The sequence below is a fragment of the Arthrobacter pascens genome, assembly GCF_030816475.1.
Taxonomy (GTDB): Bacteria; Actinomycetota; Actinomycetes; order Actinomycetales; family Micrococcaceae; genus Arthrobacter; species Arthrobacter pascens_B.
In genome coordinates this window covers 1-26,473 of record NZ_JAUSXF010000001.1, presented here as the reverse complement: position 1 = coordinate 26,473, position 26,473 = coordinate 1, and the positions used below count along the sequence as shown (strand labels likewise).

Here is a 26,473-nt window from a genome sequence, read left to right as displayed (position 1 = left end):
CCGGTTAACCGCAGTTACGCCCCGTATCTCCGGGTTGCGGCGGCCTTTGATTCCCTTCGCGACGCTGCCGGATAGTTGCTGCAACGCATCCCTTCCGTTGCAGCAACTACCTACTTCCCAGGGGGAATTCATGGCCACCATCACCAGGAAACCGGCCGCAGTCGCGGCACTGGCAGCAGCGCTGCTGGGACTTGCCGCCTGCGCGGATCCGGGCGCGACGGCGGCGACAGCACCGTCGTCGGGATCCGCCACCACGGCGGCCGGCAAGCAGTTCAACCTGTCACCCGAGCAGGACCGCTTCAAGGTCACCGCCGACGCAGAAGCAGCCGCATTGGTTCCCGAAGCCATCAAAGCCGACGGCAAACTGACTGTCGTGAGCACCGGCGGCACGGCCCCGCTCAGCACCTTTGCCACGGACAACAAGACCCTGATTGGCAGCGAGGTGGACATCGCTTACGCGGTGGGCGAGACGCTGGGCCTGGAGGTCGAGGTCCTTCCCGTGGCCTGGGCTGACTGGCCGCTGGGCATTGAGTCCTCGAAGTACGAAGCCGTGCTGTCCAACGTCACTGTCACCGAAGCCCGGAAGGAGAAGTTCGACTTCGCCACGTACCGGAACGACCTGCTCGGCTTCTACGCGAAGAGCGACTCCGGTATCGGCGAGATCAAGGAGGCCAAGGATGTCGCGGGCAAGCGCATCATTGTTGGCTCAGGCACCAACCAGGAAGCCATCCTGGTGCGCTGGGACGAGGAGAACAAGAAGAACGGCCTGAAGCCAGTTGAGTTTCAGTATTACGACGACGATTCCGCCTCGTCGCTGGCCCTGCAGTCCGGCCGCGCGGATTTGACGTTCGGCCCCAATGCCGGGGCTGCCTACAAGGCCGCGCTGGACGGCAAGAGCAAGCAGGTGGGCACCCTCAACGGCGGCTGGCCGCTGACCGCGCAAATCGCCTTCACCACAAAGAAGGACAACGGCCTGGCCGTCGCCGCCCAGGCCGCGCTGAACGATCTGATCGAGAACGGGACCTACGCCAAGATCCTGGACCGTTGGGGCCTGTCTTCCGAGGCGATCCAGAAGTCCGAACTGAACCCGGCAGGCCTGCCCAAGAAGTAGAGGTCCTGCCGACGAATGAATCCCCGCCGGGCATCAGCCCGGCGGGGATTCTTCGCGGGGTCAGAAGCTGTAGGCACCGGACCGGGCCACCGCCACAACTGCCGCAAGCAGTTCCAGCACAATGTTCACGACGACGTTTGGCACCTCCCAATGAGGGTGGCTCTGCCTAAAGGCGCTGCTCCCACACAGTCAGCTGCAACCTGACACGCCAGTCATCAGGCTCGACGACGGCGTCACTCACCCCGCCGCCGTCGGCCTTTCCGGCCGGACGGCCCTGGTCCTTGGGACGCGTGAAGTGCGGGAGGTGCAGCACCATCAGGCCCGCACCGTCTCCGAGGAAGGAACCGGCGTCTGAAGTCCCAGGTTTTCCCGCAGGGTAGTGCCGCGATACTCCGTGGGGTAAACGCCGCGTTCCTGCAGCTCAGGCACGAGGTGGTTCACGATGTCGTCCAGGCCGGTGGGAATGAGCCACGGCGAGATGTTGAAGCCGTCCACCGCACCCACCCGGGTGTACTCCGCCAGTTGGTCTGCCACCGCAGAGTATGAACCCGTGAAGGTGGCGTCCACCCGAGCGGTGCGGGAGGTGACGAATTGCCGGATGGACAGGCCCTTGTCCTTGGCTTCCGCGCGCCACTGGTCGGCGAGCTGGCGCGCCTTGGCACCGTGGAAGCCGCTGCCCCGGGTTTCCGAGGTTTCCTCCACTACCGGATCAATATCCGGGAGCGGGCCGTCGGGGTCGTATTCGGACAGCTCACGGCCCCAGAACTGTTCCAGGTAGGCCACCGCCTGTTGCGGACCGATCTGCAGGCTGCGCACCCATTCCTTCTTCTCCGCGGCCTCTTCTGCGGTGGGAGCCAGGATGAATTCGCTGGCGGGCATGATCTGCACGGCGTTCGCCCCCCGGCCGGCGGCCAGGGAACGTGCCACCAGATCCTTGCGGAACTCGACGGCGTCGGCGAACTTGGGGTGGGCGGAGAAGATCACGTCCGCCTGCCGGGCGGCAAAGTTGCGGCCTTCCGGGGAGTCGCCGGCCTGGAACAGCACGGGCCGGTACTGCGCGCTGCGCGGCAGCCGCGGTGTGACGTGCACCGTGTAGTGCTGGCCCTCGTGGAGCACGCGGCGGGCGGGACCGTCCGGGGTCTCCCAGGAGTCCCAGATCCGCTTTGCCGTCTCCACGAACGCTTCCGCGTGCCTGTACCGGTCGGCGTGGTCCAGATAGCCGCCGCGGCGGAAGTTTGCGCCGGTCCAGGCGTTGTCCGTCGTCACGATGTTCCATGCGGCCCGGCCACCGGAGATCAGGTCCAGCGAGGAGAGCCGGTGCGCCAGGTCTGCCGGATCGTTGTACGTGGTGTTCTGGGTAGCCACCAGCCCGATGTTTTTGGTCACCGACGCCAGTGCAGCGAGCATGGTCTGGGCATCCGGCCTGCCCACCACGTCCAGCGCGTGGGGCCTGCCCAGGTGTTCGCGCAGGCGCAGTCCCTCGCCCAGGAAGAACGCGGCGAACAGCCCACGCTCGGCGGTTTGCGCGATCCGGCGGAATGATTCGAAGTCGGTCTGCGAGCCGGATTCCGCCGCCTTCCAGATGGTGCCTGAATTCACGCCCTGGAAGAAGATGCCGAACTGCAGCTTTCCTGTAGGCGTGAAATCGTCGGATGTGGCACTGCTGTGCTGCGTCATGGTGTCCCCTTAGCTTCCGGCGCCGGCGGCCGTTGGTGTTCCTGCGTAGCGGTTGGCCGGGCGTTCCATGCCCAGCAGGTCCCGGAAGGTGCCGTCCTGGACGGGCGCCCGGAGAGCGCCGCGCCGCCGCAGTTCAGGCAGGACCAGCCGTGCCAGTTCGTCCAGGTCCACAGCGAGTGACGCCGGGCGGAGCCGGACGCCGTCGGCCTCGGCGAGCAGCGGCGCCAGCAGGTCGACGAGCCCGGCCGCCGAGCCGGCGTACGTGGCGCGGCCACTGTCCGTGCCAGCCAGTCGCTCTGCCGCAGCCTGCCCGCGGGCGTCAAGGACGACGTCGAGCTCTGCGATCACTGCCGCGGACCCTCCCAAGCGGCCACGGACGTCGCGGACCTCTGCGGCGAGCAGCTCGGGCGTGGGAGCCGAGACCAGCACGGCGTCCACAGCATTGGCATCAACGAGGCCGTCCCCCAGCAGCGACGCCGCTACGAGCACCGGCAGCTGGCCCTGCAGCGGCCTCGGAATGATGGAGGGGCCTTTGACCGAATAGGCCGGGCCGGCAAAGTCAGCCGGCGTTTCGAAGTCCGCCGCCGTATCAAAATCGACATAGTGGAGCTTGTCCACATCGATGTACCGGCCGGTGGCAACATCCCGGATTACCGCGTCGTCCTCCCAGGAGTCCCACAGGCGCCGGGACACCTCGATGGAGGCCGCCGCTTCCTGCCCCAGTGCGGCGCCGCCCACAAAGCTGCGGCCGACGGCGGCAGCGGCCTCGCGTGACTCCGCTGCCGTAGCGATCCACCCGGCACGGCCGCCCGAGACGTAGTCCAGGCTCGCGAGCTGGGTGGCAACGTGGAACGGCTCGGTATAGACCGTGTCCACTTCGGGCACCACCGCGATGGTGCGGGTGATGGGACCCGCGTAGGCCGCGCGCTGCAGCGCATTGACCCGGCCAGGAGCGGGTGTATCGGTGAAGGTGGCCACGTGGAAGCCCGCGGATTCGGCGGAGAGCACGGCTTCGGCCAGGCTGGCGAAGCCGGTGCCTTCAGGGCTGGCGCCTTTGAAACCGGTGCCTTTGAAACCGGCGCCGTCCCAGCCGGCGCCATCGAGTTCAATGGCCAGGAACCCGGGGCGCACTGTTTCGCTGTCGCTCATTTCTGGTCCTGACGTTCGTAGGGGATCTTTTCTCCGGCCTCGATGGCCACGGGCAGCCGGTTTTCGGCCGGCGGCAGGGGGCAGGTGGCCAGGTCCGTGTAGGCGCACGGCAGGTTAACGGCCCGGTTGAAGTCCAGTTCCACGGAGCCGTCGGCGGCCGGCACCACGGACAGCGAGCGGTTGGCTGCATAGGTGGTTGTGCCTGAGGTCTGGTCCGTGAACAGCACCAGCAGGGACCCGGGGGCGTGGCCGTTGAACGCGGTGAGCGCCAGCTCCTGGCCGGCCAGCTTGAAGCGGATCTCGCCCGGCGCCTCGTAGACGTGCTGGATGCTTTCGACGGCGGCGCCCACCGTGGTGGGCCGCGGCGCCTCGAACGGCACGTACGTTCCGCGGACTGCGTACGCCGCATCCGGCGAGTAGGCGGGTGTCCCCTGGTACTCGCGCAGCAACGCGTTCTCGGGGTTCCGCGGCCGCACAATGAACTCGCCGCCGCGCTTGGCCAGCTCAATGACGGTGTCGCCGGACACCAGGTTGATGCCGCCGCGCTCCTCGATGGGGCCGAAAGTGACAGTGGTGCCGGCTTCCGTGTTCAGCTCCTCGCCGTCCTGCTGCAGACTTTCGCCCGGCTCCAGAACGACGCGGACGACGTCGGCCTCCACACTCCAGATGCCCGGGGCACCTTCCAGCCGGGTGGCTTCGCTGCCCAGCCAGTGCAGATGGGTCACGGCCAGGAAACCGTGAGGGTGGGCGCGCTGCCGTTCGTGGGCGGCGTGCCATTCCTGCCAGTCGGCGTCGAAGGACTCGAGGGCGGTTTCAGTGGACAAGGACATTCTCGCTCCTGCTGGTGGTGGACGGGCGGGCAGATTCTGGACGGTTGCCGTACGGGTCGCCGGCCTCCCACAGCGTGGTGGGCGCAGCGGCCCGGACAGCTGGGATGACCTCAAGGGCGAACCGCTCCAGGATGTCCAGCTGCTGTTCGAACGGCAGGGTGGTGGGCAGCGAGATGGACTGCAGGTCGTGGCAGTACAGCTGGTGGTAGCCCAGGATCTTGTCGATCACCTGCTCCGGGCTGCCCACCAGCGCGGGACCTTCCGCCACGGCATGCTCGATGTCCCGGAAGGGCGTGTTGTTGCCGGGTACATTCCGGTTGGCGGTCAGAGCCTCGTATACCGGGCCGAACTGCCGGATCGCCTCCTGCGTGGTGTCCGCGATGAATACTCCCCCGGCGCCGCTGCCCGATCCCAGGTACCGATGCCGCTGATCGTGGCCGTGTCGCTCGTACTCGGCCCGGTAATGCTCGATCAGCACCTGGTAGTTCTCCCGCGGCTGGATGGCGTTCGCCGTGAAAAGCGGATCACCCCACTTGCCGGCAAGGGCCGCCGACGTCAGTGTGGTAGCCGAGCCGTGCCAAATCCGCGGCGGACCGTTGAAGGGGCGGGGCGTGGTGGTGGTCGGTTCGGTGAGCTCCGGGCGGAACCTGCCTGACCATGTGACGCCTTCCTCCTGCCACAAACGTCGCAGCAGCTCATACTTCTCGGCCAGTAGGTCCCACTGGTCGACCAGGTCAAGACCGAACAGTGGGTACTGCAGCACCTCGTTGCCCTTGCCGATCACCAGTTCCAGACGGCCATGGCTGAGCTGGTCGATGGTGGCGTAATCCTCCGCCACGCGTACCGGATCCAGCACTGACAGCACGGTGACGCCGCTTTGCAGCCGGATCCGGTTCGTGACCGCGGCGATGGCTGCCAGCACCGTGGTGGGGGAAGAGGAGATGAACTCTCCGGCGTGCCGCTCCCCCACCGAGAAGCTGTCGAAACCCAGTTCTTCGGCCCGGCGCGCGGTCTCCACCACCTGGTTGAGCCGGTCCGCCGTGGACACCATCTCCCCCGTCACCGGGTTTTTCAGGTGCGGGATGATGTCCAGGACCTGGAACTTCATGAGGTCTTCGCCGTCTGGGCGGGGGCAGCCTGGGCGGTGAAGCTCTCCTCGGTGATGGTCTTAGACTCGGGCAGCGCCTCCTCGGACAGGCCCCAGCGCTCCAGCACCTTGGCGTAGGAGCCGTCGCCGATCGCGGAGTTGAGGGCTTCGGTGATAACAGGGGCCAGCCCGTTGCCCCGCAGGGTGGTGGCGGCCACCAGGGTTTCCGACGGCCAGCCGGCGTTGACCTTGCCCACCACCTTCAGGTCTTCCCGGGTGTTTTCCCGGTACACCGTGGAGGGGTACGGGGCGATATTCAGGTCCGTCCGCCCGGAGGACAGTGCCAGGATGGTGTCGGCGTCGGACGAGTAGTACTGCAGGGTGGCGGGCGCCTTCCCCTTGGCTTCAAGCTCCTTGTTCCAGGCCAAGAGGATCTTTTCCTGGTTGGTTCCCGAGCCCACCGACACCTTAAGGCCGGAGATGTCATCCGCGCCCTTGATGTCATAGCTGGCGGACCTTTTCGCCTCGAAGCCCATGAAGGCTGCCCGATAGCTGGCAAAGTCGAACAGCTTCACGCGATCCTTGTTCACGCCCACGTTCGAGAAAACCGCCTCAAAATCGCCCGACTGGGTCTTCAGCGGCCAGTTCTCCCAGGAGGTCACCTGGACATCCAGCTCCAGGCCCAGCTTGTCAGCCACCAATTGGGCGATGTCCAGCTCCGATCCGATCGGCGTTTTGTCGTCCGAAGCATGGAAGGACAGCGGGATGGACCCGGCGGTAGTGGCGACGGTCAGCTTGCCATCCTTGCCGATGAGTTCGGGAACCTTGGCCGCGAGCGCGGCATTCTTGTCCGCCCGGATGCGCTGCTGGTCCGGCGCGGTGTTGTAGACCACGCCGTTGCGTGCCGCTGTCGTCTGGGCCCCTCCCGGGACGGAGCCCGCGGCTGTTGCGCCGGGGTCCGCGCAGCCGCCCAGCGCAGCAGTTCCAATAAGTAGGACGGCGGGCAGCGCCGCCAGTGAGCCAAGGCGGCCGGAGCGGCGGGAAAGGCCTGTGAAAGGTGCCATGGGGAAATCCTTTAGATGTTGAAAGCCGGTTCGAGCACCTTGGAGAAAAAGCTCCTGGTGCGCGGTTCCCGGGGGTTGGTGAATATTTCCTGCGGCGTGCCCTGCTCCACGATCTGGCCCTGGTCCATGAACACCACTGTGTCCGCCACATCGCGTGCGAAGCCCATCTCGTGGGTGACGATGATCAGGGTGGTGCCGGACGTGGCGAGTTCCCGGATGACGTCCAGCACTTCATTGACCAGCTCCGGGTCCAGCGCCGAGGTTGGCTCGTCGAACAGCAGGATTTTCGGATCCAGTGCGAGCGCCCGGGCGATGGCAACGCGCTGCTGCTGGCCGCCGGACAGCTGGCGTGGGTAGGCGTCGGCACGGTCTTTGAGCCCCACCCTGTCCAGCAGTTCCAGCCCACGCCGCTTGGCCTCTTCCTTGGAGCGGCCCTGCGCAACGACGGGGGCTTCGGCAACATTCTCCAGGGCCGTGAGGTGCGGGAAAAGGTTGAAGTTCTGGAACACCATGCCGATTTCGGTCCGCTGCTTCAGGATGGCCTTCTCGCGCAGCTCGTGCAGCCGCTCGCCGCGGACTTCGTAGCCCACAAGCTTGGCGTCGATCGAGATGTAGCCGCCGTCGACCTTCTCCAGGTGGTTGATGGTGCGCAGCAGGGTGGACTTGCCGGAACCGGAGGGGCCGACGATCACGGCGACGCCGCCCGGTTCAACGGTGAGGCTTACGCCTTTGAGGACCTCGGTGGCCCCGAAAGACTTACGGACGCCGGTGATCTCCACCAGGCCGCGGGTGGCGGTAGCAGCTAAAACGGTCATCAGAAGCTCCTGGTCCGGTTAGTGGCCACGGCGTGGGTGGCGAAAAATCTGCGGGCCTTCTGCAGGGGTGTCAGCGGCAGGTTCCGCACCGCGCCCTTGGAGTAGTGCCGTTCGATGTAGTACTGGAAGACGCTGAGGACCGAGGTGATGACCACGTACCAGAGGGTTGCCACGAGGAGCAGCGGAAGGACCTGCTGCGTGCGGTTGTAGATGACCTGGACGGTGTAGAACAGCTCCGAGTAGGCCAGGACGTAGACGATCGATGTGCCCTTGACCAGGCCGATGATCTCGTTGAAGGCGGTGGGCAGGATGGCCCGCATGGCCTGTGGCAGGACGATTCGGGTGGACCGGCGCCACGCCGGGATCCCCAGGGCTGCCGCCGCCTCCAGTTGGCCCTGGTCCACGGAGAGGATTCCGCCACGGATGATTTCGGCGGAGTACGCTGCCTGGTTCAGGGTCAGGCCCAGCACTGCTGCCGCGAACTGGCTGATCAGTGTGGTGGTTTGGACCTCGAAGAACCGCACGTCGGTGAAGGGGATGCCCAGGCTGATCTTTTCATAGAGATAGCCCAGGTTGTACCAAAGGAGCATCTGGACCAGCAGCGGCGTGGACCGGAAGATCCAGGAGAACGTCCAGGACACCGAGACCAGCAGCGGCGAGGCGGAGAGCCGCATCAGCGCCAGGATGAAGCCCAGGACGAACCCGAGCAGGCCCGAAATGGCCGTCAGCTTCAGCGTTTCCAGCAATCCGTTGACCACCGACTGGGCGGTAAACCATTGCGCCACCACGCCCCATTCCCAGCGCGGGTTGGTGGCCAGGGACCAGGCCACGGCGAGGACGCCGAGCGCGACGGCGGCGGTCCCCACCCAGCGCCAGGGATGCTTGGCTGCCACTACGCGGTAGGCGGAATAGTCCGTCGCCATGCGGGCTTGCCCTTCTTCCGGGGGCACCCCGCCTGCGCCACCAGGAGCTGCGGCCTGCGCCGGACCTGCAGCCGACTGTACTGACTTTGTTGACTTTGTTGACTTCGCCACCTTCGTTGCTGCTGAACTCATGCGCCACCTCGCTTCTCTCTGGTTGGGCCGGAGCTGATTGTCCCGGTTGCTGGCTGCAAATCTAGGACTGCGCGGAAGAGGCCAGCAAGGCGCCAGGTTGCATATGTTCACGCGGCTTAGCACAGCGTCATGCGTCGATTTTTTGCGTCCCCTGACGTGCTGTGACGCGGAGTTAACGGGCGTGACCGGCTGCTCGACCGCCGTCGCCACCGCTGCTTAGCATGGGCACTCAGGCGGCACCACCCCTGGCACCACGCCGTTGTCCGCACCCGCACCGCTGTCAGGAGCTCCCATTGCCAGCCAACATTCCGGCCGTTGTCTTCATCGGCGGCGGACCACGTGCGGCCGGCGTCCTGGAACGGATCGCCGCCAACCGGCCGGACGTCTTCGCTGGGCCCCTGGAGATCCATGTCGTGGAGCCGTATGTCCCCGGTTCCGGCCGTATCTGGCGGTACGACCAGCACCCCGGCCTCCTGCTGAACTCGACGGCGGCCGACATCACCATGTTCACGGACGCCTCCGTCGCCTGCGATGGTCCAGCAGTCCCCGGGCCGGGGCTCGCCGAGTGGGCCGCCGGTGTGGTGGACGGATCCATTACCGGCGTTCCGGACTTTCCCCGGCAGCTGTGGGACCAGCTGGGGTCCCTCACGGGTACCACGTTCCCTACCCGGCAACTGCAGAGCCAGTACCTCGAATGGTTTTTCCGCCGCACTGCCAAGTCGCTCGGCAGGAGTGTCACGGTCCACCGGACCACGGCGGTGGACATCACCACGCTCCCACATGGCCCGCATGAGGTAAGGCTGGCCAACGGCCACATCCTGCGTGCGGACATCGTGGTCACCGCCTTGGGCCACACCGATTCCAGACCGGATGCCGCTTCCGCCGGCTGGTCCCGCTTCGCTGCCCGCCACGGCGGGTTCCACGCGGCACCCAGCTACACCACCGACGTCGACTACTCAGCCATTGCCCCCGGGCAGGATGTGATCGTGGCCGGCATGGGCCTGGCGTTCGTCGACCTGCTGGTCCTCCTGATGGAGGGGCGCGGCGGCCGGTTCGAGGAAACTTCCGACGGCGGGCTCCGCTACCTTCCAAGCGGCCGCGAACCGAGGCTTTGGGCCGGGTCCCGGCGCGGCGTGCCGTACCACTCGAAGATTTCGTCGGCGCTCCGCGGCCAGGCACCCGCCCCCTTGAAGTTCTTTACCGCCAGCGCCGTGGAGGCCCTGCTGCAGCGCCATGACGAGCTGGATTTCCGCAGCCGCCTCTGGCCGCTGATCGCTAAGGAAGCCGGGTACGGCTATTACCGGGAACTGCTGACCGGCAGTCCGGAGCGGTCCGGCATGGGCTGGGAGGAGTTCGCCTCCCGCTACTCCGGCCTGGACTGGTACAGCACCGCGAGGGCGGACCTCGTGGCCGCAGCCGTCCCGGATGCCAGCCTGCATTTGGATCTCGAGCGGCTGGACCGGCCCCTTGACGGGCGCCGCTTCGCGGGACTCGAGGAAGTGCAGTCCGCTGTCACCGGGTACATCGAGGAGGACCTTGCGCTGCGTGATAGCCGGGACCATCCCGAGACACTCGCACTGTTCCTGGCCCTGCTGCACGTGTACATGGAACTGGGACGTGTGGTCCCGGCGGAACGGCTCAATGCCGGGTCCCAGCAAACCGTCCACGGCTGGTGGCACGGGTTCTTCAGTTTCGTGGACTCCGGCCCGCCGCCCCACCGCCTGCGCCAGATGCTGGCCCTGCACCGAGCCGGGCTTCTGCAGTTCCTGGGTCCCGGCCTGGAGGTCACCGCCGATGAGGCCACCGGCATGTTCCGGGCCGGTTCTCCCCAATCCGGCGCCACAATCACCGCGAGCGCATTCATTGAGGCCCGGCTTCCGTCAACGTCGGTAACGCGGTCGCTGAATCCGGTGCTCGCGTCCCTGCACCGCAACGGGCTGGGGACGGAGCAGCAGTTGCTCACTGCGGACGGCATCCACTCCACGGGTAAGCTGCTGGTCTCCTCCCGGCACCAGCTGGTGGATGCTGGCGGAACGCCGCAGGCCACCCTCTTCGGTATCGGTCCCGGCACGTCCGGCTGGGGTGCCGGCGCGTTTGCCCGGCCTGGCACCAATGCAGCGCCATTCCGCGAAAACGATGCCTTGGCCCGGGCCATCCTCACCGTTGCCCGTGGACTCGCCACCAAACCGCCCGCCACAATGTCGCCAGAACCAGCCGCCGTCGGAAAGAACTGAACAGTGACCGCAGAACCCGATCTCAAACGCCGGCCCCTCGATCCCGCGGCGCTGGCCGTCCTGAACCTTCCCATGCACGATCCGCGGGTGCGCCCCCTTTTGGACGAGCTCGCGGTGGAATACGACTCCCGCTACGGCGACCGGCTTGGCCGGGGCGCCGCTGCCGAGGAGCTCAACCGGTACCCCGCGGAGGAATTCGCAGAGCCGGGCGGCGCGCTGCTGATGATCCAGGAGAACGGTGAATCCGTTGCTGGCGGTGCCTTCCGGCAGTACGACGCCGGGACCGCCGAGTTCAAGCGGATCTGGACACATTCCGCGCACCGCCGCCGCGGACTCGCACGGCTGCTGCTGGCAGAGCTGGAAGCGCTGGCCGCACGACGCGGGTACCAGCGGGTTTATCTCACCACCGGACCCCGCCAGCCTGAAGCCAGGCACCTGTACCTCAGCACCGGATACGAGCCGCAATTCGATCTGCACCAGGATCCGGAGACCATCGGGTCCCTGGCATTCACGAAGGATCTCCAAGCCCCCCGCTAAGCTAGCGGCATGGCCTCCAAAACCACAGCAGAGAAGCTTGCCACCATCCAGCAGGGGTACGCCATTGAGGGTGCCGCCATCGGGCTCGGCGCCGCCATCATCGACGGCGAACTGCACAAGGAAGCCCAGGTCCGGCTGCCGCTGGCCATGATGAACAGGCACGGCCTGGTGGCCGGAGCCACCGGCACAGGCAAGACCGTGACGCTGCACATGATGGCCGAGCAGCTGTCGGCGGCAGGGGTTCCGGTGTTCCTTGCTGACATCAAGGGCGATCTCTCGGGACTGGCCACGGCGGCGCCGGGCGGCCCCAAACTCCTCGCGCGCACGGAGGGCATCGGCCAGGCCTGGGCGGCCAAAACGTTCCCCGTGGAATTCCTTGCGCTCGGCGGTGACGGGAACGGCATTCCCGTCCGTGCCACCATCACGTCGTTCGGCCCGATCCTGCTGTCCCGGGTCATGGAACTCAACGACACCCAGGAATCAAGCCTGCAGCTGGTCTTCCATTTCGCGGACAAGAAGAACCTGGAGCTCGTGGACCTGAAGGACCTCCGCGCCGTCATTCAATTCCTCACCTCGGAGGAGGGCAAGGACGAGCTGGAGGAACTGGGCGGATTGTCCAAGGCAACCGCCGGGGTCATCCTGCGCGAACTCGTGAACCTGGAGGCCCAGGGCCTGGAACGGTTCTTCGGCGAGCCGGAGTTTGATACTGCCGAGCTGCTCCGGACCGCGCCCGATGGCCGCGGCGTGATCACCTGCCTGGAACTTCCGACCCTCCAGACCAGGCCTCTGCTTTTTTCGACGTTCCTCATGTGGCTGCTGGCAGACCTTTTCGAGGACCTGCCCGAAGCCGGCGACCTGGACAAGCCCAAACTGGTCTTCTTCCTCGACGAGGCGCACCTGCTGTTCCACGGCGCCTCCAAGGCCTTCCTCGACGCCATCACCACCACGGTCCGGCTCATCCGTTCCAAGGGCGTGGGGATCTTCTTCGTCACCCAAACGCCCAAGGACGTGCCGGCGGACGTCCTGGGCCAGCTCGCCAATCGGGTCCAGCACGCCCTCCGCGCCTTCACTCCGCAGGACGCCAAGGCCCTCAAAGCCACCGTCTCCACCTTCCCGGTCAGCGACTACGACCTTGAGGAGACCCTGACCTCGGCCGGAATCGGCGAGGCAGTCATCACCGTCATGAACGAGAACGGCGCCCCTACTCCTGTGGCCCTGACCCGGCTTCGGGCGCCCGAATCCCTCATGGGACCCAGCGCCGACGATCTCGTCAAAAGCACCGTGGCCGGATCCGCGCTGCTGCCCAAGTATGGAACGGCCGTGGACAATGTCTCCGCCTATGAGCAGCTCAAGGGGAGCGTGGCAGCCCCCACGGGCCCGGCGGCACCGGGTGAACCGCCGGTCCCCGGCAGCGCCAGGCAGGACGACGTCGATGCCGAGGCCCGCCGGATCGAGGAGGAGATCCTCGGCAGGCCCAGCAGCCGGCCGGCACCCACCTATGAGCCTGGCACTGATATGTTCGACGCCGATGCACCAAGCCATGCCTCGACTGGCCCTGCTTCGACTGGCACAGAGGGCAGGCGACGGACCCCCAAGCAGCCTGCCCCGACGGGCGGCATGATGGACGATCTGGCGGGGGCGCTGGGCGGAGCATTGGGCGGCGGGTTGAAAAGCATGGCCCGCTCCATGGGCACGCAGCTCGGCCGGGAACTGCTCCGCGGCGTCTTCGGCACCTCGTCCCGGCGCCGCCGCTAGGCAATAGCCGCCGCTGGTCAAAAGCCGCAGCTAGGCAAAACCAGCCACCCGGCGAAACCTGACCTGCCGGCGTCGGGGCTTCCCAAATCCGCCTGCTGGTGGTCCGGTCACCGGCCGTAAAATCAGTATTCGGTGCCCTTGCAGGTAACGTAAGGGACGTGCAGATGAGTCAAGCGTTGGTGAGGATTGCGGCCGGATGGCTGCTGGGCCTCATGCTCGCAGTGGCTGCAGCCATCGTCGCGGTGAACCTGGTGAACAACACAGTCGCCAGTCCTCAGCAGCCGATCCGCGAATACCTGGACGCGCTCCACGAAGGCGACGGGGGCAAGGCACTGGGCATCCTGCGGGCCGCGGTTCCGCCCGGAAATGCCGCCATGCTCGACGGTACGGCACTGAAAACGGCGGCTTCGCGCATTGCGAATGTGAAGCTCGGTGACGCCGAGGAGCGCTCTGGCAACCAGGTAATGGTGCCGATGGAATACACCATTGACGGCAGCAGGCTGCGGACCGAGTTCCTGCTGGAAAAGACCGGCACGGAGTGGCTCTTCTTCAACACTTGGGCCTTCGTCCCGTCGCGGCTGCCCACGCTGGACATCACTGTGGTGAACTCCAGCGAGGCCACTGTCAACGGGGCAGCCGTGAACATGCCCAACGGCCGGAACTCCTTTTCAGTGTTTTATCCGGGCGAGTATGAAGCGTCGCTTAACGGCCAGTATTTTGCGGCCCCCGCTACCCGTGCCACCATTACGTCCCGCGACGCCCCGGTGGCTCCGCTGAACCTGCTGACGCAGGCAACGCAGGACCTGAAGGATGACGTCGCTGCGAAGGTCAAGGACTTCCTGGACGGCTGCGCGGCCGAAGCGGTGAAGCAGCAGAAGCTCCAGCCGGACTGCCCGTTCTACTTCGCCAGCAACAATGCGGTGAAGGACGGAACCATCAAGTGGACCGTCACGGCGTACCCCCAGGTTTCCATCGAACCGTTCGACGGCCGCTGGGCGGTCTCGCCACTGGACGGCAAGGCTAAGGTGGAGGCGCTCCAGCAGGACTCCTTCACAGGCGCCTGGTTTCCGCTGAACGCAGAGGTGGAATTCAGCTTCACCACACGCCTGGACGTGGCCGGGGACACGATCAAGGTCACCCCGCTCCTGACCTATTAGGCTTTCAGCGTCCAGCCCGCGTCACGCCTGGCATGGTCTTGACTCCAGTAGACGTGCCATCCCTGAGTTTGCAGGGGTTGGCTCCGGCATTATGCCCAAAAGCGTGCTCTAGGTGACAGGTTGCAGCTACCGCGGCCGGGCCAGGACCGCCAGGACCTGCGCCACCATGTCCGCCGGGTTGTACACTACGTCCTGGTAGTAATAGCGGAGCGCCGTATACCCCTGGACAGCGGATTCGTTGTTCCGCCGGTGGTCCTTCCTGACCTGCGTCCAGTCTGCATGGTGCCGGCCGTCCAGCTCCACCACCAGCCAGCCCTCGAGGAGTAGGTCGACGTAGCCCACGCGGTCCAGATACGCCTGGGTTTCCACCTTGATTCCTGCCTGCCGAAAGTATGTCCGTGCCAGCGTTTCAAGCAGCGATTCGGCCCCCCGGTCCACCCAGCGCAACACTTCGCGGGCTTTGCCGTTCCGGCTGCCCGGCAGCCGCGCCCGGAGGAAATCCAGGGTCATCTCCCCTCGGGAAACGGCACATTCCACCATCACCAGGGATTCCGCAAACGGCAGGCAACGCAGGGCGTGAATGAGTACGTCAACCAGGGCGGCAACAGGCCGGTTGTGATGCGGCGGAAGGAGTAAGCCGGCGTGATGGACGGCGTCCCGGACTGCCTCCTCACGGCGGTGATACACATGCGGCAGGTCGGGGGACTTCAGCGACCAAAGCCCGTAATGGGGAGCGGCGCTGGCGCAGGTCAGCAGTTGGCGGTTCAGTAGCAGCCCTATGAGGCCGGCAGACGCCGTCGGAAGCGCATAGAGGCCACGGGCCGGCTGCAGCATCCCGCCGCGCACCGCCCGGCGGAGGGCAGCGTCGTCGATTCCAAGCCGCGCCAGGGCGGGACGGCGCGCTGCCCCGCCACACAGCTCCAGCGCCCTCAACACATCCATGTCGCCATCGTGCCGCCACAGCTGGATGCGCCGTCACCCTTCGGCCAGCGTATGTGGACAAGCCAGGGCTCCGGCTCCGCATCTGGGGCGGCCGGGGCCCCATCGCGTCACGCACAGCCGTCTTTTGCCGGCAACCCGGGCCAACAACCGCGGAAATCCGCGGGACCCGCCGGTTCGGGACCGGAAAAGGCTGCCTCCCGTGACACTGGGTCAGTAATCCAGCCAGGGTCAGCGAGCCATCCCGAAGAAGGGACCCAGGTCTGCGGCGGTCAGTCCATTCCGCGCAGGTCCAGGACCAGTTCTGTGTCGCCGTCGTGCGTCAGGAGGACCGGGATGCCCCAGTCCTGCTGATAAAGGTGGCAGGCGGCGTGGTCAGGAATCTCGCCGTCCTCGGTGTCCGGCCCGTCGCAGGCAGCGGCGCGGGCCGCGATGTGGAGGATGCCTTCAGGGATGTCAGAGGCCAGTTCCACCGTCCGGAGCAGCCCCACCGACGTCCCGCCGCCAGCCACCAGCAGCTCGGGCGGTGTGGAGGAGATCTTCAGCTGCGTGGGGTCGCCCCATCGGTCGTCCAGCTTCTGCCCCGTGGGCGCGGTGAAGCGAACAGCCAGTTCCAGCAGCCCGGGGGCAACGGGGCTCTTGGGCCGGTGCGTCTGGACTGCGCCTTCGTCCACCTGCTGCGCTTCCTTGGGGATGGGTACGTACACCAGCTGGTGCTGGTTCGCCTCGACCACCACCAGCAGCGGTTCCGAACCGGCCGCCTCAGTGTGGTCCACAATCACGTCCGATGGTTCGGACAGGCCCCTGGCCAGCGTGGAGACTGTTCCTGCAGCCGGGTCGTAGCGCCGCACTGCACCGTTATAGGTGTCCGCGATCGCCACTGAGCCGTCGGGCAGGACCGTAACGCCCAGCGGGTGCTGAAGCCGGGCCTCGGAGCCCTCGCCGTCGCGGAAGCCGAAATCGAACAGGCCCTTGCCCACCGCGGATTCCACGGTGACAGCACCGTCGTCATCGATCACCAGTTTGCGGAGCGCGGACGTTTCCGAGTCTGCCACCCAGATGTTCCCGTCGGCGTCCTCGGCCACACCCGACGGCTGGGCGAACCAGGCTTCGTGGGCCGGACCGTCCAGCAGGCCTTCCAGGCCGTTGCCGGCCGCGATGGCCACGGCGCCGGTCAGGGGGTCGAAGCTGAAGATCTGGTGCACGCCGGCCATCGCGATCACGACGGCGTTGAGCTTGGTCGACCAGACAACGTCCCACGGCGAACTGAGGGACACCTCAAGCGGATGCTCACTGAGGCGGCCGGTGAAGCCGGCGGCGTCCTCATCCACCCGGGCGGGCCCGGTTTCCAGCAGCCGCTGGACACCGTTGCCGGCCACTGTCGTGGCCGACCCGTCGGCCAGTGACAGTCCGCGGAGGCGGTGGTTGACCGAGTCTGCAATCACGACGTCGTAACCCGCCCTTTCTGCCACATCCTGCGGCAGGAGGACCAGGCCTTGCGGTTCGTTGAACCGGGCGGTAGCCGCATCACCGGCGGCGGGGCCGTCCGCGTATCCCTTTGTGCCGGACCCGTAGGTCGCCAGTACGGTCCGGAAGTCCGTGGCCAGCTCCACCAGGCGGTGATGGCCTGTGTCAGTCACCAGCCACGAGCCGTGGCGGCCCGCATCGGCGGCGCCGGCCGAACCGCGCCCGTCCGGAAGGTACAGCGCCTTGCCGGGGAACCGCAGCGTTCCCGACGTGGCTTCCGGCGCAACGTACGGGCCGGAACCCCTGTGCAGGGTCCCTTTGGCCTCGTGCTCGGCGACCAGTTCCGGAATGAGTACAGCCAGGCCGTCTGCGTGCCCCTCACCCGAGAGATGCGCCACGATGTAGCCCTCGGGGTCGATGACCACCAGGGTTGGCCAGGCACGGGCGGTGTAGGCCTTCCAGGTATCCAGCTCGGGGTCGTCCAGGACCGGATGGTGGATCTCGTAGCGTTCCACGGCAGCGGCCAGCGCCACCGGGTCAGCTTCATGCTCGAACTTGGGCGAGTGCACACCCACCGTTACCAGGACGTCGGAATACTGCTCCTCCAGCGGCCGCAGCTCATCAAGGACATGCAGGCAGTTGATGCAGCAGAAGGTCCAGAAGTCCAGCAGCACGATCTTGCCGCGCAGGGCTTCCAGGTCCAGCGCCTTGCCGCCGGTGTTCAGCCAGTTGCGGCCCACCAGTTCGGAAGCGCGGACCCGGAGGTGGGTGCGTACGGTTTCGCTCATGAGCGTCCTTCCAGCTTTGATTTGCGGTCGGCCAGCTTGGCGTCGCGTTCAGCCAATTTGGCAAACATATCGTTGTAAGCAGTCAGATCGGCGTCGTTATTCCTGTCCGCGGCGCGGTCCGTGCGCCGGGTCTCCCGTTCATCGGACCTGGACCACATGACCGCGACGCCGATGGCCACCAGCAGGGTGGGAACCTCACCGATGCCCCAGGCCACCGCGCCGCCGGTCTGCTGGTCCAGCAGGGCAGACGGCCCCCAGGCCCGTCCGAGGTTTCCAAAGTAGTCCGCAGCCAAGAGCCCGGTGCCGCGCCATGATGGACACACCGAAGAACGCGTGGAAACCCATGGTGGCCAGGAGGAGGAGGAGGCGCATGGGGTACGGGGCCCGGCGGGGCAACGGATCCGTGCCAATCATGCTCAGCACAAAGATGTAGCCGGTCAGGGCGAAATGCAGGTTCATCAGTTCGTGGCCTACATGGTCTCGCATGGCGTAACTGAACGCGTCCGAGTAGTAGAACAGCACGATTGAGCCGGCGAAGTTACCGGCCGCGAAAATAGGGTGGGTGACCAGCTGAGAAAACTTGCTGTGCACCAAGACGAGTATCCATTCACGCACCCCCCGCGAGCCGTCGCCGCGTGCCGGCAATGCCCGCAGGGCAAGCGTCACGGGAGCGCCGAGTACCAGGAAAATCGGGGCCACCATGGTCAGCGCCATATGGTCCACCATGTGCGCGGAGAACAGAACCCTGCCATACACCGACGGCGGCCCCGACGTAATGTAGGTCAGCACCAGCAGGCCAATGACCCAGTTAACGGACCGGAACCACTGCCATTTGTCGCCCCGGCGCAGCACCTTTGCGACGCCCAGGAAGTAGGAGACCAGCCCGAAGAGCGCCACGGCGATCCAGAGCCAGTCGAGCCGCCATTCGGTGAGCCAGCGTACGGGCGTCAGCTCCGGCGGCAGTTCGTAGCCGGAAAGGATGAAGGCCGGAGATGCGTCCGGCGCGAAAGATGTGGGCTGCGGCGGTGCCGACTGGCTCAGCGCGACCGCAATGCCGGAGGTAGCCCCCATGACCAGGAGTTCAACCAGGACCAGCTGCCAGAGGACACGCCGTGACGACAGCGCGGACCCCTTTGCGCCCAGCTGCGGGATGACCCACTGCCGGTGCATCAGTCCGATCCCGCCTAGTACCAGGGCAGCCGCGGATTTGGCCAGGATCAGCTGGCCGTAGGCGGAGCCGAAGAGGTCGCTCCAGCTGGTGACGCGGATGCTCGCGTTGATGACGCCTGACGCAAAGACCAGGACAAAGGCGAAGCCGGCGAGGGAGGAAAAGCGCCGCAGCGTGGGTTCGGTGATGTCCGCTCCGCCCCCGGGTTTGGGGCCGGTCAGAATATTGGACAACAGGGCCAGCAGGATGATTCCGCCCACCCAGGCGCTGACGCCCAACAAATGCAAGCCTAGGGAGTTGATGGCACCTTCGTGGTCCGAGGAACTGGACGAATGGCCGATCAGCGCGGTGGGCACAAGCCCCACGAGTGCCAGGACCAGCGTGAGCGCAAGGCCGCCCAGTGACCTCACGCCGAAGAGCGCGGTGGTGACTACAGCCGCGATGATGATTACTGCGAGCCAGGCACGTCCGGCATCGATGTCCGTCATGAAGTATACCAGGGCCCGGGTGTACTCGGCGTCCCCGGATATGCCCTGGCCTGCGACGTTCGAATAAGTGAACACCAGCACTGCGATGGCGGACAGGGTCCAGGCTGCGCCGGCCGCCGCCGCAACGGCAAGTGCACGGGAGAAGGCCGCGTGTTCGGGAGCCTCACTGTTGTTGACCCGGGAGCGCGGGCCTGCGGTTCTGGGCAGGATGCCGACGGCGAAGATCAGGCCGCCGATCACCGTCGCCAGGGAAACGTTATGGATGGCCTTGCTGATGGGGAGGCCCCAGCGGACCAGCGCACCCGGGTCTGAGACCTCATGGGCAGCGGCCGCCCCGGAAAACAGCAGGGCCGCCGCGAGCCCCACGAACAGGGCCGCGGCCCCGGCAATCTGCCACGGTCGTGAAATCCCCAGAACGCCGGCTGCCCGGCCAGACGCTCCCTGTTCGGGGGCCGGCTGGGGTGCTGTGGGACGGGATTTTGCTGCGGAAGGCACCTATCCATTGTCCGCTACCTGCGGCCGGGCGGCGAATCGGCTTAAAGCAGTGGAGCGGCAACCGTCAGGTTGCCGCTCCACTCATGCTGTTGAAGAAGATTACTTCTTGTTGGCGACAGCGGCCTTCAGCTTGGAGCCGGCGGTCAGCTTGACGCTGTGGCCTGCCGCGATCTGGATGGTCTCGCCGGTCTGCGGGTTGCGGCCGGTGCGTGCTGCACGGTCAGTGCGCTCGACGGCGAGCCAGCCCGGGATGGTGATCTTCTCGCCCGAGGCGACGGACGTTTCGAAAACTTCGAACAGCGCATCAAGGACGGAGTTGACGGCTGCCTGGCTGGTGCCAGCCTTGCCCGCTACCTCTGAAACAAGTTCACTACGGTTCTTAGCCATTTATGTCCTCCTGGACGGTCATGATTGTTGGAGCCTGAACGCGGCATGCGTACAAGCCACTGTTCGAAAACTTACCAGCTTGGGCTCTTGAGGTCCGCAAATTCCGCGTGTTTCCGCGTTTTTTTGACTTAAATCACCCGTTTTCCAGAGATTTTACGGAGAATTGCGCCCACAGCGTACGCTTCCTCACCTCTCGCAGCCTTTGGTGCGACGCTTCCTCACATCTTGCAGGAATCCGGGGGGGTGCTCTCTCAGTTTGTGCTGGTAGGGTTCGACGGCGGTGCCTGGGCGGGGTGCCGGGGTCGCGGGTTTCTGCAGGTAATGAGTGAGGGTCGCGCAAAAGGGCTGCGGGTGGTGGGAGGGGGTTGTGTGTGGTGGTTAATGTGGGAGAGCCCCCCAACACGTGTGTGTTGGGGGGCTCTCGACCTAATGGTTGTCCGGCGGTGACCTACTCTCCCACACCCTCCCGGGTGCAGTACCATCGGCGCTGTGGGTCTTAGCTTCCGGGTTCGGAATGGGACCGGGCGTTTCCCCCACGCTATGACCGCCGTAACCCTTGTACCCGGACCCGTTGGCTGTGCCGCGGGGTGGGGAAATCTTGTGGTTACAACATTCGTGCCCGTGTTAAGGGGCAGTTGTGGTGTTGTTATGTAGTTGTGGTTTTGTTCCCTGCAACTAACCGGTTTGGTTTGTTGTTTGGGAACCACATAGTGGACGCAAGCAGTCTTGTTTCTTTTTACCAGCCCCGTGGTGCAAACGCTTTTGAAGTTCGTTTGCGGGGTGGTGTGTGGTGTAAGTTATCGGCCTATTAGTACCGGTCAGCTTCACGAGTCGTTAGTCCTCGCTTCCACATCCGGCCTATCAACCCAGTGGTCTGGCTGGGGGCCTCTCACACACGAGGTGTATGGAAATCTCATCTTGAAGCGAGCTTCCCGCTTAGATGCTTTCAGCGGTTATCCCATCCGAACGTAGCTAATCAGCGGTGCACTTGGCAGTACAACTGACACACCAGAGGTTCGTCCGTCCCGGTCCTCTCGTACTAAGGACAGCCCTTCTCAAATTTCCTGCGCGCGCAGCGGATAGGGACCGAACTGTCTCACGACGTTCTAAACCCAGCTCGCGTACCGCTTTAATGGGCGAACAGCCCAACCCTTGGGACCTACTCCAGCCCCAGGATGCGACGAGCCGACATCGAGGTGCCAAACCATGCCGTCGATATGGACTCTTGGGCAAGATCAGCCTGTTATCCCCGAGGTACCTTTTATCCGTTGAGCGACGGCCATTCCACAATGTACCGCCGGATCACTAGTCCCGACTTTCGTCCCTGCTCGAGATGTCTCTCTCACAGTCAAGCTCCCTTGTGCACTTACACTCGACACCTGATTGCCAACCAGGCTGAGGGAACCTTTGGGCGCCTCCGTTACTTTTTAGGAGGCAACCGCCCCAGTTAAACTACCCATCAGGCACTGTCCCTGACCCGGATTACGGGCCGAAGTTAGATGTCCAAAGTGACCAGAGTGGTATTTCAACGATGACTCCACCCGAACTGGCGTCCGGGCTTCAACGTCTCCCACCTATCCTACACAAGCCACTCCGAACACCAATACCAAACTATAGTAAAGGTCTCGGGGTCTTTCCGTCCTGCTGCGCGTAACGAGCATCTTTACTCGTACTGCAATTTCGCCGAGTTTATGGTTGAGACAGCGGGGAAGTCGTTACTCCATTCGTGCAGGTCGGAACTTACCCGACAAGGAATTTCGCTACCTTAGGATGGTTATAGTTACCACCGCCGTTTACTGGGGCTTAAATTCTCAGCTTCGCCTTGCGGCTAACCGGTCCTCTTAACCTTCCAGCACCGGGCAGGAGTCAGTCCGTATACATCGTCTTGCGACTTCGCACGGACCTGTGTTTTTAGTAAACAGTCGCTTCCCCCTGGTCTCTGCGGCCCCGATCCCCTCCGGACAGCGTGTGTCCATCAAGGTTGGGGCCCCCCTTCTCCCGAAGTTACGGGGGCATTTTGCCGAGTTCCTTAACCATAATTCTCTCGATCGCCTTAGTATTCTCTACCTGATCACCTGTGTCGGTTTGGGGTACGGGCGGCTAAAACCTCGCGTCGATGCTTTTCTCGGCAGCATAGGATCACCAAATCCCCCCGTGAGGGGGTCCCATCAGATCTCAGGCATCATGAACAGCGGATTTGCCTACCGTTCGCCCTACATCCTTAGACCGGGACAACCATCGCCCGGCTTGGCTACCTTCCTGCGTCACACCTGTTAATACGCTTACCTCCCAGGATCAGGTCCCGCGCTCCACCAAAACCCTCACACCACAAGGGTGATCGGGCAGGTCTCGGGCAGTTAGTATCCCCTGTTCAGCATGGACGGTTTTTCGCCGGTACGGGAATATCAACCCGTTGTCCATCGACTACGCCTGTCGGCCTCGCCTTAGGTCCCGACTTACCCAGGGCAGATTAGCTTGACCCTGGAACCCTTGATCATTCGGCGGACGGGTTTCTCACCCGTCTTTCGCTACTCATGCCTGCATTCTCACTCGTGTAGGCTCCACCGCTGGTTTACACCGCGACTTCACCGCCCACACGACGCTCCCCTACCCATCCAGACGCCTGAACCACAAGGGCTTAGCAAAAATCTGAATGCCACAACTTCGGCGGTGTACTTGAGCCCCGCTACATTGTCGGCGCGGAATCACTTGACCAGTGAGCTATTACGCACTCTTTTAAGGATGGCTGCTTCTAAGCCAACCTCCTGGTTGTCTTCGCAACTCCACATCCTTTCCCACTTAGCACACGCTTAGGGGCCTTAGTTGGTGGTCTGGGCTGTTTCCCTCTCGACTATGAAGCTTATCCCCCACAGTCTCACTGCTGCGCTCTCACTTACCGGCATTCGGAGTTTGGCTGACGTCAGTAACCTTGTAGGGCCCATTAGCCATCCAGTAGCTCTACCTCCGGTAAGAAACACGCAACGCTGCACCTAAATGCATTTCGGGGAGAACCAGCTATCACGAAGTTTGATTGGCCTTTCACCCCTACCCACAGCTCATCCCCTCCATTTTCAACTGAAGTGGGTTCGGTCCTCCACGACGTCTTACCGTCGCTTCAACCTGGCCATGGGTAGATCACTTCGCTTCGGGTCTAGATCACGCCACTGCAACGCCCTATTCAGACTCGCTTTCGCTACGGCTTCCCCACACGGGTTAACCTCGCGACGTAACACTAACTCGCAGGCTCATTCTTCAAAAGGCACGCCGTCACAGCTACTTGTGATTACTCACGGCTGCTCCGACGGATTGTAAGCACACGGTTTCAGGTACTGTTTCACTCCCCTCCCGGGGTACTTTTCACCTTTCCCTCACGGTACTGGTCCGCTATCGGTCATTAGGGAGTATTTAGGCTTATCAGGTGGTCCTGACAGATTCACACGGGATTTCTCGGGCCCCGTGCTACTTGGGATACTCTCACAGGCGGTACACAACATTTCGGTTACGGGGCTCACACCCTCTCTGGCCGGCCTTTCAAGACCGTTCACCTATGCCTGCACATCACACCCCACCGGTCCGGCAGAACCAGTATGGAAAGTCCCACAACCCCGACCATGCAACGCCCGCCGGCTATCACACATGGAACGGTTTAGCCTGATCCGCGTTCGCTCGCCACTACTAACGGAATCACTATTGTTTTCTCTTCCTGCGGGTACTGAGATGTTTCACTTCCCCGCGTTCCCTCCACGCACCCTATGTGTTCAGATGCGGGTCACCAGATCACTCGCGCGTCTGGCGGGGTTTCCCCATTCGGACACCCTGGGATCACAGTCCGGTTATCGACTCCCCCAGGCTTATCGCAGATTCCTACGTCCTTCTTCGGCTCCTAATGCCAAGGCATCCACCGTGTGCTCTTAAAAACTTGACCACAAAAGATCAAAAAACTAATTCACGAGAGAACCACGAAAACCACCCGGGAACCACCACCACAACCCAAAAGAGCCACAGCAACAGCACCCCGGACAGATCCAGGTTCATATTCTTGGAAATTGCTTCTTATAAAAGATGCTCGCGTCCACTATGTAGTTCTCAAACAACAACCCCAAACCACACACCCCACACACCACCCGCCCCAAAGGACAAGCAAACCGTGCGATCAGTGCAGCCAGGAAACCAGAAACAAACAAACCCGGAAAAACACACCACAACCCGTAAGCCATGACGCATCCCACCGGCCCTGTTGCCTCAGGACCCAACAGTGTGCCAAACACTAAACCACCCAAACCACACCCCGACGTTCCAGGACACCCGCACTCCCCAAAGGAAGAACAAAACATCCGTACTAGACAAGGCATAAACCAGGCAGCCGCTATTCGTTGATATTCCACCCTTGAGCACCCGCCGCAGAACTTGCGTCTGCGCAACGGGCATATACTCCTGACAAACCCCCACACCACATACATGGCATGAACAATCCGTAGGTGCTCCTTAGAAAGGAGGTGATCCAGCCGCACCTTCCGGTACGGCTACCTTGTTACGACTTAGTCCCAATCGCCAGTCCCACCTTCGACAGCTCCCTCCCACAAGGGGTTAGGCCACCGGCTTCGGGTGTTACCAACTTTCGTGACTTGACGGGCGGTGTGTACAAGGCCCGGGAACGTATTCACCGCAGCGTTGCTGATCTGCGATTACTAGCGACTCCGACTTCATGGGGTCGAGTTGCAGACCCCAATCCGAACTGAGACCGGCTTTTTGGGATTAGCTCCACCTCACAGTATCGCAACCCTTTGTACCGGCCATTGTAGCATGCGTGAAGCCCAAGACATAAGGGGCATGATGATTTGACGTCGTCCCCACCTTCCTCCGAGTTGACCCCGGCAGTCTCCTATGAGTCCCCGCCATAACGCGCTGGCAACATAGAACGAGGGTTGCGCTCGTTGCGGGACTTAACCCAACATCTCACGACACGAGCTGACGACAACCATGCACCACCTGTGAACCAGCCCCAAAGGGGAAACCACATCTCTGCAGCGGTCTGGTCCATGTCAAGCCTTGGTAAGGTTCTTCGCGTTGCATCGAATTAATCCGCATGCTCCGCCGCTTGTGCGGGCCCCCGTCAATTCCTTTGAGTTTTAGCCTTGCGGCCGTACTCCCCAGGCGGGGCACTTAATGCGTTAGCTACGGCGCGGAAAACGTGGAATGTCCCCCACACCTAGTGCCCAACGTTTACGGCATGGACTACCAGGGTATCTAATCCTGTTCGCTCCCCATGCTTTCGCTCCTCAGCGTCAGTTAATGCCCAGAGACCTGCCTTCGCCATCGGTGTTCCTCCTGATATCTGCGCATTTCACCGCTACACCAGGAATTCCAGTCTCCCCTACATCACTCTAGTCTGCCCGTACCCACCGCAGATCCGGAGTTGAGCCCCGGACTTTCACGGCAGACGCGACAAACCGCCTACGAGCTCTTTACGCCCAATAATTCCGGATAACGCTTGCGCCCTACGTATTACCGCGGCTGCTGGCACGTAGTTAGCCGGCGCTTCTTCTGCAGGTACCGTCACTTTCGCTTCTTCCCTACTGAAAGAGGTTTACAACCCGAAGGCCGTCATCCCTCACGCGGCGTCGCTGCATCAGGCTTGCGCCCATTGTGCAATATTCCCCACTGCTGCCTCCCGTAGGAGTCTGGGCCGTGTCTCAGTCCCAGTGTGGCCGGTCACCCTCTCAGGCCGGCTACCCGTCGTCGCCTTGGTAAGCCATTACCTCACCAACAAGCTGATAGGCCGCGAGTCCATCCAAAACCACAAAAAGCTTTCCACCCCCCACCATGCGATGAGGAGTCATATCCGGTATTAGACCCAGTTTCCCAGGCTTATCCCAGAGTTAAGGGCAGGTTACTCACGTGTTACTCACCCGTTCGCCACTAATCCCCCCACAAGTGAGGTTCATCGTTCGACTTGCATGTGTTAAGCACGCCGCCAGCGTTCATCCTGAGCCAGGATCAAACTCTCCGTTGAAGTAAAACAAAAACGAAAACAACATGGAAACCACGGGAAAACGCGGCAACCACACTGCAAAAATTTGAAACCAGCTGTAAAAACCAGACCCAACCACGAGGTGGCGGACCCGGCCAAAACAACCAATCAAAAAACAATTGGTATCAACAAACTTGGCACACTATTGAGTTCTCAAACAACAGACACACCCGACACCACCACAACCAAAAACCAGCCATGGATCGCTCCGGAGCAACTTTTCAAACTTACCCGATCTC

Annotated in this window: 17 protein-coding genes, 3 rRNA genes and 1 pseudogene; 6 read left to right on the top strand and 15 right to left on the bottom strand. The window is 63.7% G+C overall.

Annotation, left to right across the window (positions count from 1 at the left end; all coding sequences use genetic code 11):
• The first annotated feature begins 130 nt into the window (after nt 1-130).
• Complete coding sequence (locus QFZ40_RS00105; RefSeq protein ID WP_306902125.1) at nt 131-1,111, top strand: ABC transporter substrate-binding protein; 981 nt, start codon at nt 131-133, stop codon at nt 1,109-1,111.
• Between the two features lie 166 nt (nt 1,112-1,277).
• Here the strand turns inward: QFZ40_RS00105 and QFZ40_RS00100 are convergent, their stop codons facing one another.
• Genes QFZ40_RS00100 through QFZ40_RS00065 form a run of 8 tightly spaced genes read right to left on the bottom strand, consistent with a single transcriptional unit; the run spans nt 1,278 to nt 8,788 of the window.
• The gene (locus tag QFZ40_RS00100) at nt 1,278-1,427 is read right to left on the bottom strand and encodes a hypothetical protein (RefSeq protein ID WP_306902124.1); all 150 of its coding nucleotides are present in this window, start codon (nt 1,425-1,427) and stop codon (nt 1,278-1,280) included.
• Nucleotides 1,427-2,788 carry an NtaA/DmoA family FMN-dependent monooxygenase gene (locus QFZ40_RS00095; protein ID WP_306902123.1) on the bottom strand — a complete coding sequence of 454 codons (1,362 nt, stop codon included), beginning with the start codon at nt 2,786-2,788 and terminating at the stop codon, nt 1,427-1,429. The genes QFZ40_RS00100 and QFZ40_RS00095 overlap by 1 nt, the downstream gene beginning before the upstream one ends.
• 9 nt (nt 2,789-2,797) lie before the next feature.
• Nucleotides 2,798-3,937 carry an LLM class flavin-dependent oxidoreductase gene (locus QFZ40_RS00090; protein WP_306902122.1) on the bottom strand — a complete coding sequence of 380 codons (1,140 nt, stop codon included), beginning with the start codon at nt 3,935-3,937 and terminating at the stop codon, nt 2,798-2,800.
• Complete coding sequence (locus QFZ40_RS00085) at nt 3,934-4,767, bottom strand: DUF1684 domain-containing protein (protein ID WP_306902121.1); 834 nt, start codon at nt 4,765-4,767, stop codon at nt 3,934-3,936. Before QFZ40_RS00085 ends, QFZ40_RS00090 begins: the two co-directional genes overlap by 4 nt.
• On the bottom strand, nt 4,751-5,875 hold the full coding sequence (locus QFZ40_RS00080; RefSeq protein ID WP_306902119.1) for an LLM class flavin-dependent oxidoreductase: 1,125 nt from the start codon (nt 5,873-5,875) through the stop codon (nt 4,751-4,753). The genes QFZ40_RS00085 and QFZ40_RS00080 overlap by 17 nt, the downstream gene beginning before the upstream one ends.
• Nucleotides 5,872-6,918, bottom strand: a complete 1,047-nt coding sequence (locus QFZ40_RS00075) for a transporter substrate-binding domain-containing protein (RefSeq protein WP_306902118.1) — start codon at nt 6,916-6,918, stop codon at nt 5,872-5,874. The genes QFZ40_RS00080 and QFZ40_RS00075 overlap by 4 nt, the downstream gene beginning before the upstream one ends.
• Nucleotides 6,919-6,929: 11 nt before the next feature.
• Nucleotides 6,930-7,733: an amino acid ABC transporter ATP-binding protein gene (locus QFZ40_RS00070; protein WP_306902117.1), complete on the bottom strand. Its 804-nt coding sequence runs from the start codon at nt 7,731-7,733 to the stop codon at nt 6,930-6,932.
• Nucleotides 7,733-8,788, bottom strand: coding sequence for an amino acid ABC transporter permease (locus tag QFZ40_RS00065; RefSeq protein WP_373427366.1), 1,056 nt, complete (start codon nt 8,786-8,788; stop codon nt 7,733-7,735). The genes QFZ40_RS00070 and QFZ40_RS00065 overlap by 1 nt, the downstream gene beginning before the upstream one ends.
• A gap of 293 nt (nt 8,789-9,081) precedes the next feature.
• Here QFZ40_RS00065 and QFZ40_RS00060 point away from each other — a divergent pair, with 293 nt between their 5' ends.
• From QFZ40_RS00060 to QFZ40_RS00045, 4 genes are all read left to right on the top strand, one after another.
• Nucleotides 9,082-11,022: an FAD/NAD(P)-binding protein gene (locus QFZ40_RS00060; RefSeq protein WP_306902116.1), complete on the top strand. Its 1,941-nt coding sequence runs from the start codon at nt 9,082-9,084 to the stop codon at nt 11,020-11,022.
• A 3-nt stretch (nt 11,023-11,025) separates the two neighbouring features.
• Nucleotides 11,026-11,559, top strand: a complete 534-nt coding sequence (locus QFZ40_RS00055) for a GNAT family N-acetyltransferase (protein WP_306902115.1) — start codon at nt 11,026-11,028, stop codon at nt 11,557-11,559.
• Nucleotides 11,560-11,568: 9 nt separating this feature from the next.
• On the top strand, nt 11,569-13,314 hold the full coding sequence (locus tag QFZ40_RS00050; RefSeq protein WP_306902114.1) for a helicase HerA-like domain-containing protein: 1,746 nt from the start codon (nt 11,569-11,571) through the stop codon (nt 13,312-13,314).
• Nucleotides 13,315-13,478: 164 nt separating this feature from the next.
• Nucleotides 13,479-14,471: a hypothetical protein gene (locus QFZ40_RS00045; RefSeq protein ID WP_306902113.1), complete on the top strand. Its 993-nt coding sequence runs from the start codon at nt 13,479-13,481 to the stop codon at nt 14,469-14,471.
• A 126-nt stretch (nt 14,472-14,597) separates the two neighbouring features.
• Here the strand turns inward: QFZ40_RS00045 and QFZ40_RS00040 are convergent, their stop codons facing one another.
• The 7 genes and pseudogenes from QFZ40_RS00040 to QFZ40_RS00010 all read right to left on the bottom strand — a co-directional run bounded on the left by QFZ40_RS00040 (nt 14,598) and on the right by QFZ40_RS00010 (nt 26,216).
• On the bottom strand, nt 14,598-15,413 hold the full coding sequence (locus tag QFZ40_RS00040; protein WP_306902112.1) for an endonuclease domain-containing protein: 816 nt from the start codon (nt 15,411-15,413) through the stop codon (nt 14,598-14,600).
• Nucleotides 15,414-15,682: 269 nt separating this feature from the next.
• Entirely contained in the window at nt 15,683-17,665 is a 1,983-nt protein-coding gene (locus QFZ40_RS00035) for an NHL domain-containing thioredoxin family protein (protein WP_306902111.1), read from the bottom strand.
• Nucleotides 17,662-19,816 (bottom strand): annotated as a pseudogene (locus QFZ40_RS00030) (cytochrome c oxidase assembly protein). Before QFZ40_RS00030 ends, QFZ40_RS00035 begins: the two are co-directional and overlap by 4 nt.
• 99 nt (nt 19,817-19,915) lie before the next feature.
• Nucleotides 19,916-20,203, bottom strand: a complete 288-nt coding sequence (locus tag QFZ40_RS00025) for an HU family DNA-binding protein (protein WP_306902110.1) — start codon at nt 20,201-20,203, stop codon at nt 19,916-19,918.
• Nucleotides 20,204-20,638: 435 nt separating this feature from the next.
• Nucleotides 20,639-20,755 (bottom strand): 5S ribosomal RNA (gene rrf / locus QFZ40_RS00020).
• Nucleotides 20,756-20,990: 235 nt separating this feature from the next.
• A 23S ribosomal RNA gene (locus QFZ40_RS00015) occupies nt 20,991-24,128 on the bottom strand.
• 564 nt (nt 24,129-24,692) lie between these two features.
• Nucleotides 24,693-26,216, bottom strand: a 16S ribosomal RNA gene (locus QFZ40_RS00010).
• The 16S, 23S and 5S rRNA genes sit together here, the layout of an rRNA operon.
• A 64-nt stretch (nt 26,217-26,280) precedes the next feature.
• Between QFZ40_RS00010 and QFZ40_RS00005 the strand changes: the two genes are divergently transcribed.
• The coding region (locus QFZ40_RS00005) for a hypothetical protein (RefSeq protein WP_306902109.1) at nt 26,281-26,473 on the top strand (193 nt) is incomplete at its 3' end.

Bases quoted from the DNA above. Each gene is read 5' to 3' on its own strand.
- QFZ40_RS00090 (WP_306902122.1), bottom strand. From the start codon at position 3,937: ATGAGCGACAGCGAAACAGTGCGCCCCGGGTTCCTGGCCATTGAACTC.
- QFZ40_RS00095 (WP_306902123.1), bottom strand. From the start codon at position 2,788: ATGACGCAGCACAGCAGTGCCACATCCGACGATTTCACGCCTACAGGA.
- QFZ40_RS00080 (WP_306902119.1), bottom strand. From the start codon at position 5,875: ATGAAGTTCCAGGTCCTGGACATCATCCCGCACCTGAAAAACCCGGTG.
- QFZ40_RS00100 (WP_306902124.1), bottom strand. From the start codon at position 1,427: ATGGTGCTGCACCTCCCGCACTTCACGCGTCCCAAGGACCAGGGCCGT.
- QFZ40_RS00045 (WP_306902113.1), top strand. From the start codon at position 13,479: ATGAGTCAAGCGTTGGTGAGGATTGCGGCCGGATGGCTGCTGGGCCTC.
- QFZ40_RS00050 (WP_306902114.1), top strand. From the start codon at position 11,569: ATGGCCTCCAAAACCACAGCAGAGAAGCTTGCCACCATCCAGCAGGGG.
- QFZ40_RS00070 (WP_306902117.1), bottom strand. From the start codon at position 7,733: ATGACCGTTTTAGCTGCTACCGCCACCCGCGGCCTGGTGGAGATCACC.
- QFZ40_RS00075 (WP_306902118.1), bottom strand. From the start codon at position 6,918: ATGGCACCTTTCACAGGCCTTTCCCGCCGCTCCGGCCGCCTTGGCTCA.
- QFZ40_RS00025 (WP_306902110.1), bottom strand. From the start codon at position 20,203: ATGGCTAAGAACCGTAGTGAACTTGTTTCAGAGGTAGCGGGCAAGGCT.
- QFZ40_RS00040 (WP_306902112.1), bottom strand. From the start codon at position 15,413: ATGGATGTGTTGAGGGCGCTGGAGCTGTGTGGCGGGGCAGCGCGCCGT.
- QFZ40_RS00065 (WP_373427366.1), bottom strand. From the start codon at position 8,788: ATGAGTTCAGCAGCAACGAAGGTGGCGAAGTCAACAAAGTCAACAAAG.
- QFZ40_RS00035 (WP_306902111.1), bottom strand. From the start codon at position 17,665: ATGAGCGAAACCGTACGCACCCACCTCCGGGTCCGCGCTTCCGAACTG.
- QFZ40_RS00085 (WP_306902121.1), bottom strand. From the start codon at position 4,767: ATGTCCTTGTCCACTGAAACCGCCCTCGAGTCCTTCGACGCCGACTGG.
- QFZ40_RS00105 (WP_306902125.1), top strand. From the start codon at position 131: ATGGCCACCATCACCAGGAAACCGGCCGCAGTCGCGGCACTGGCAGCA.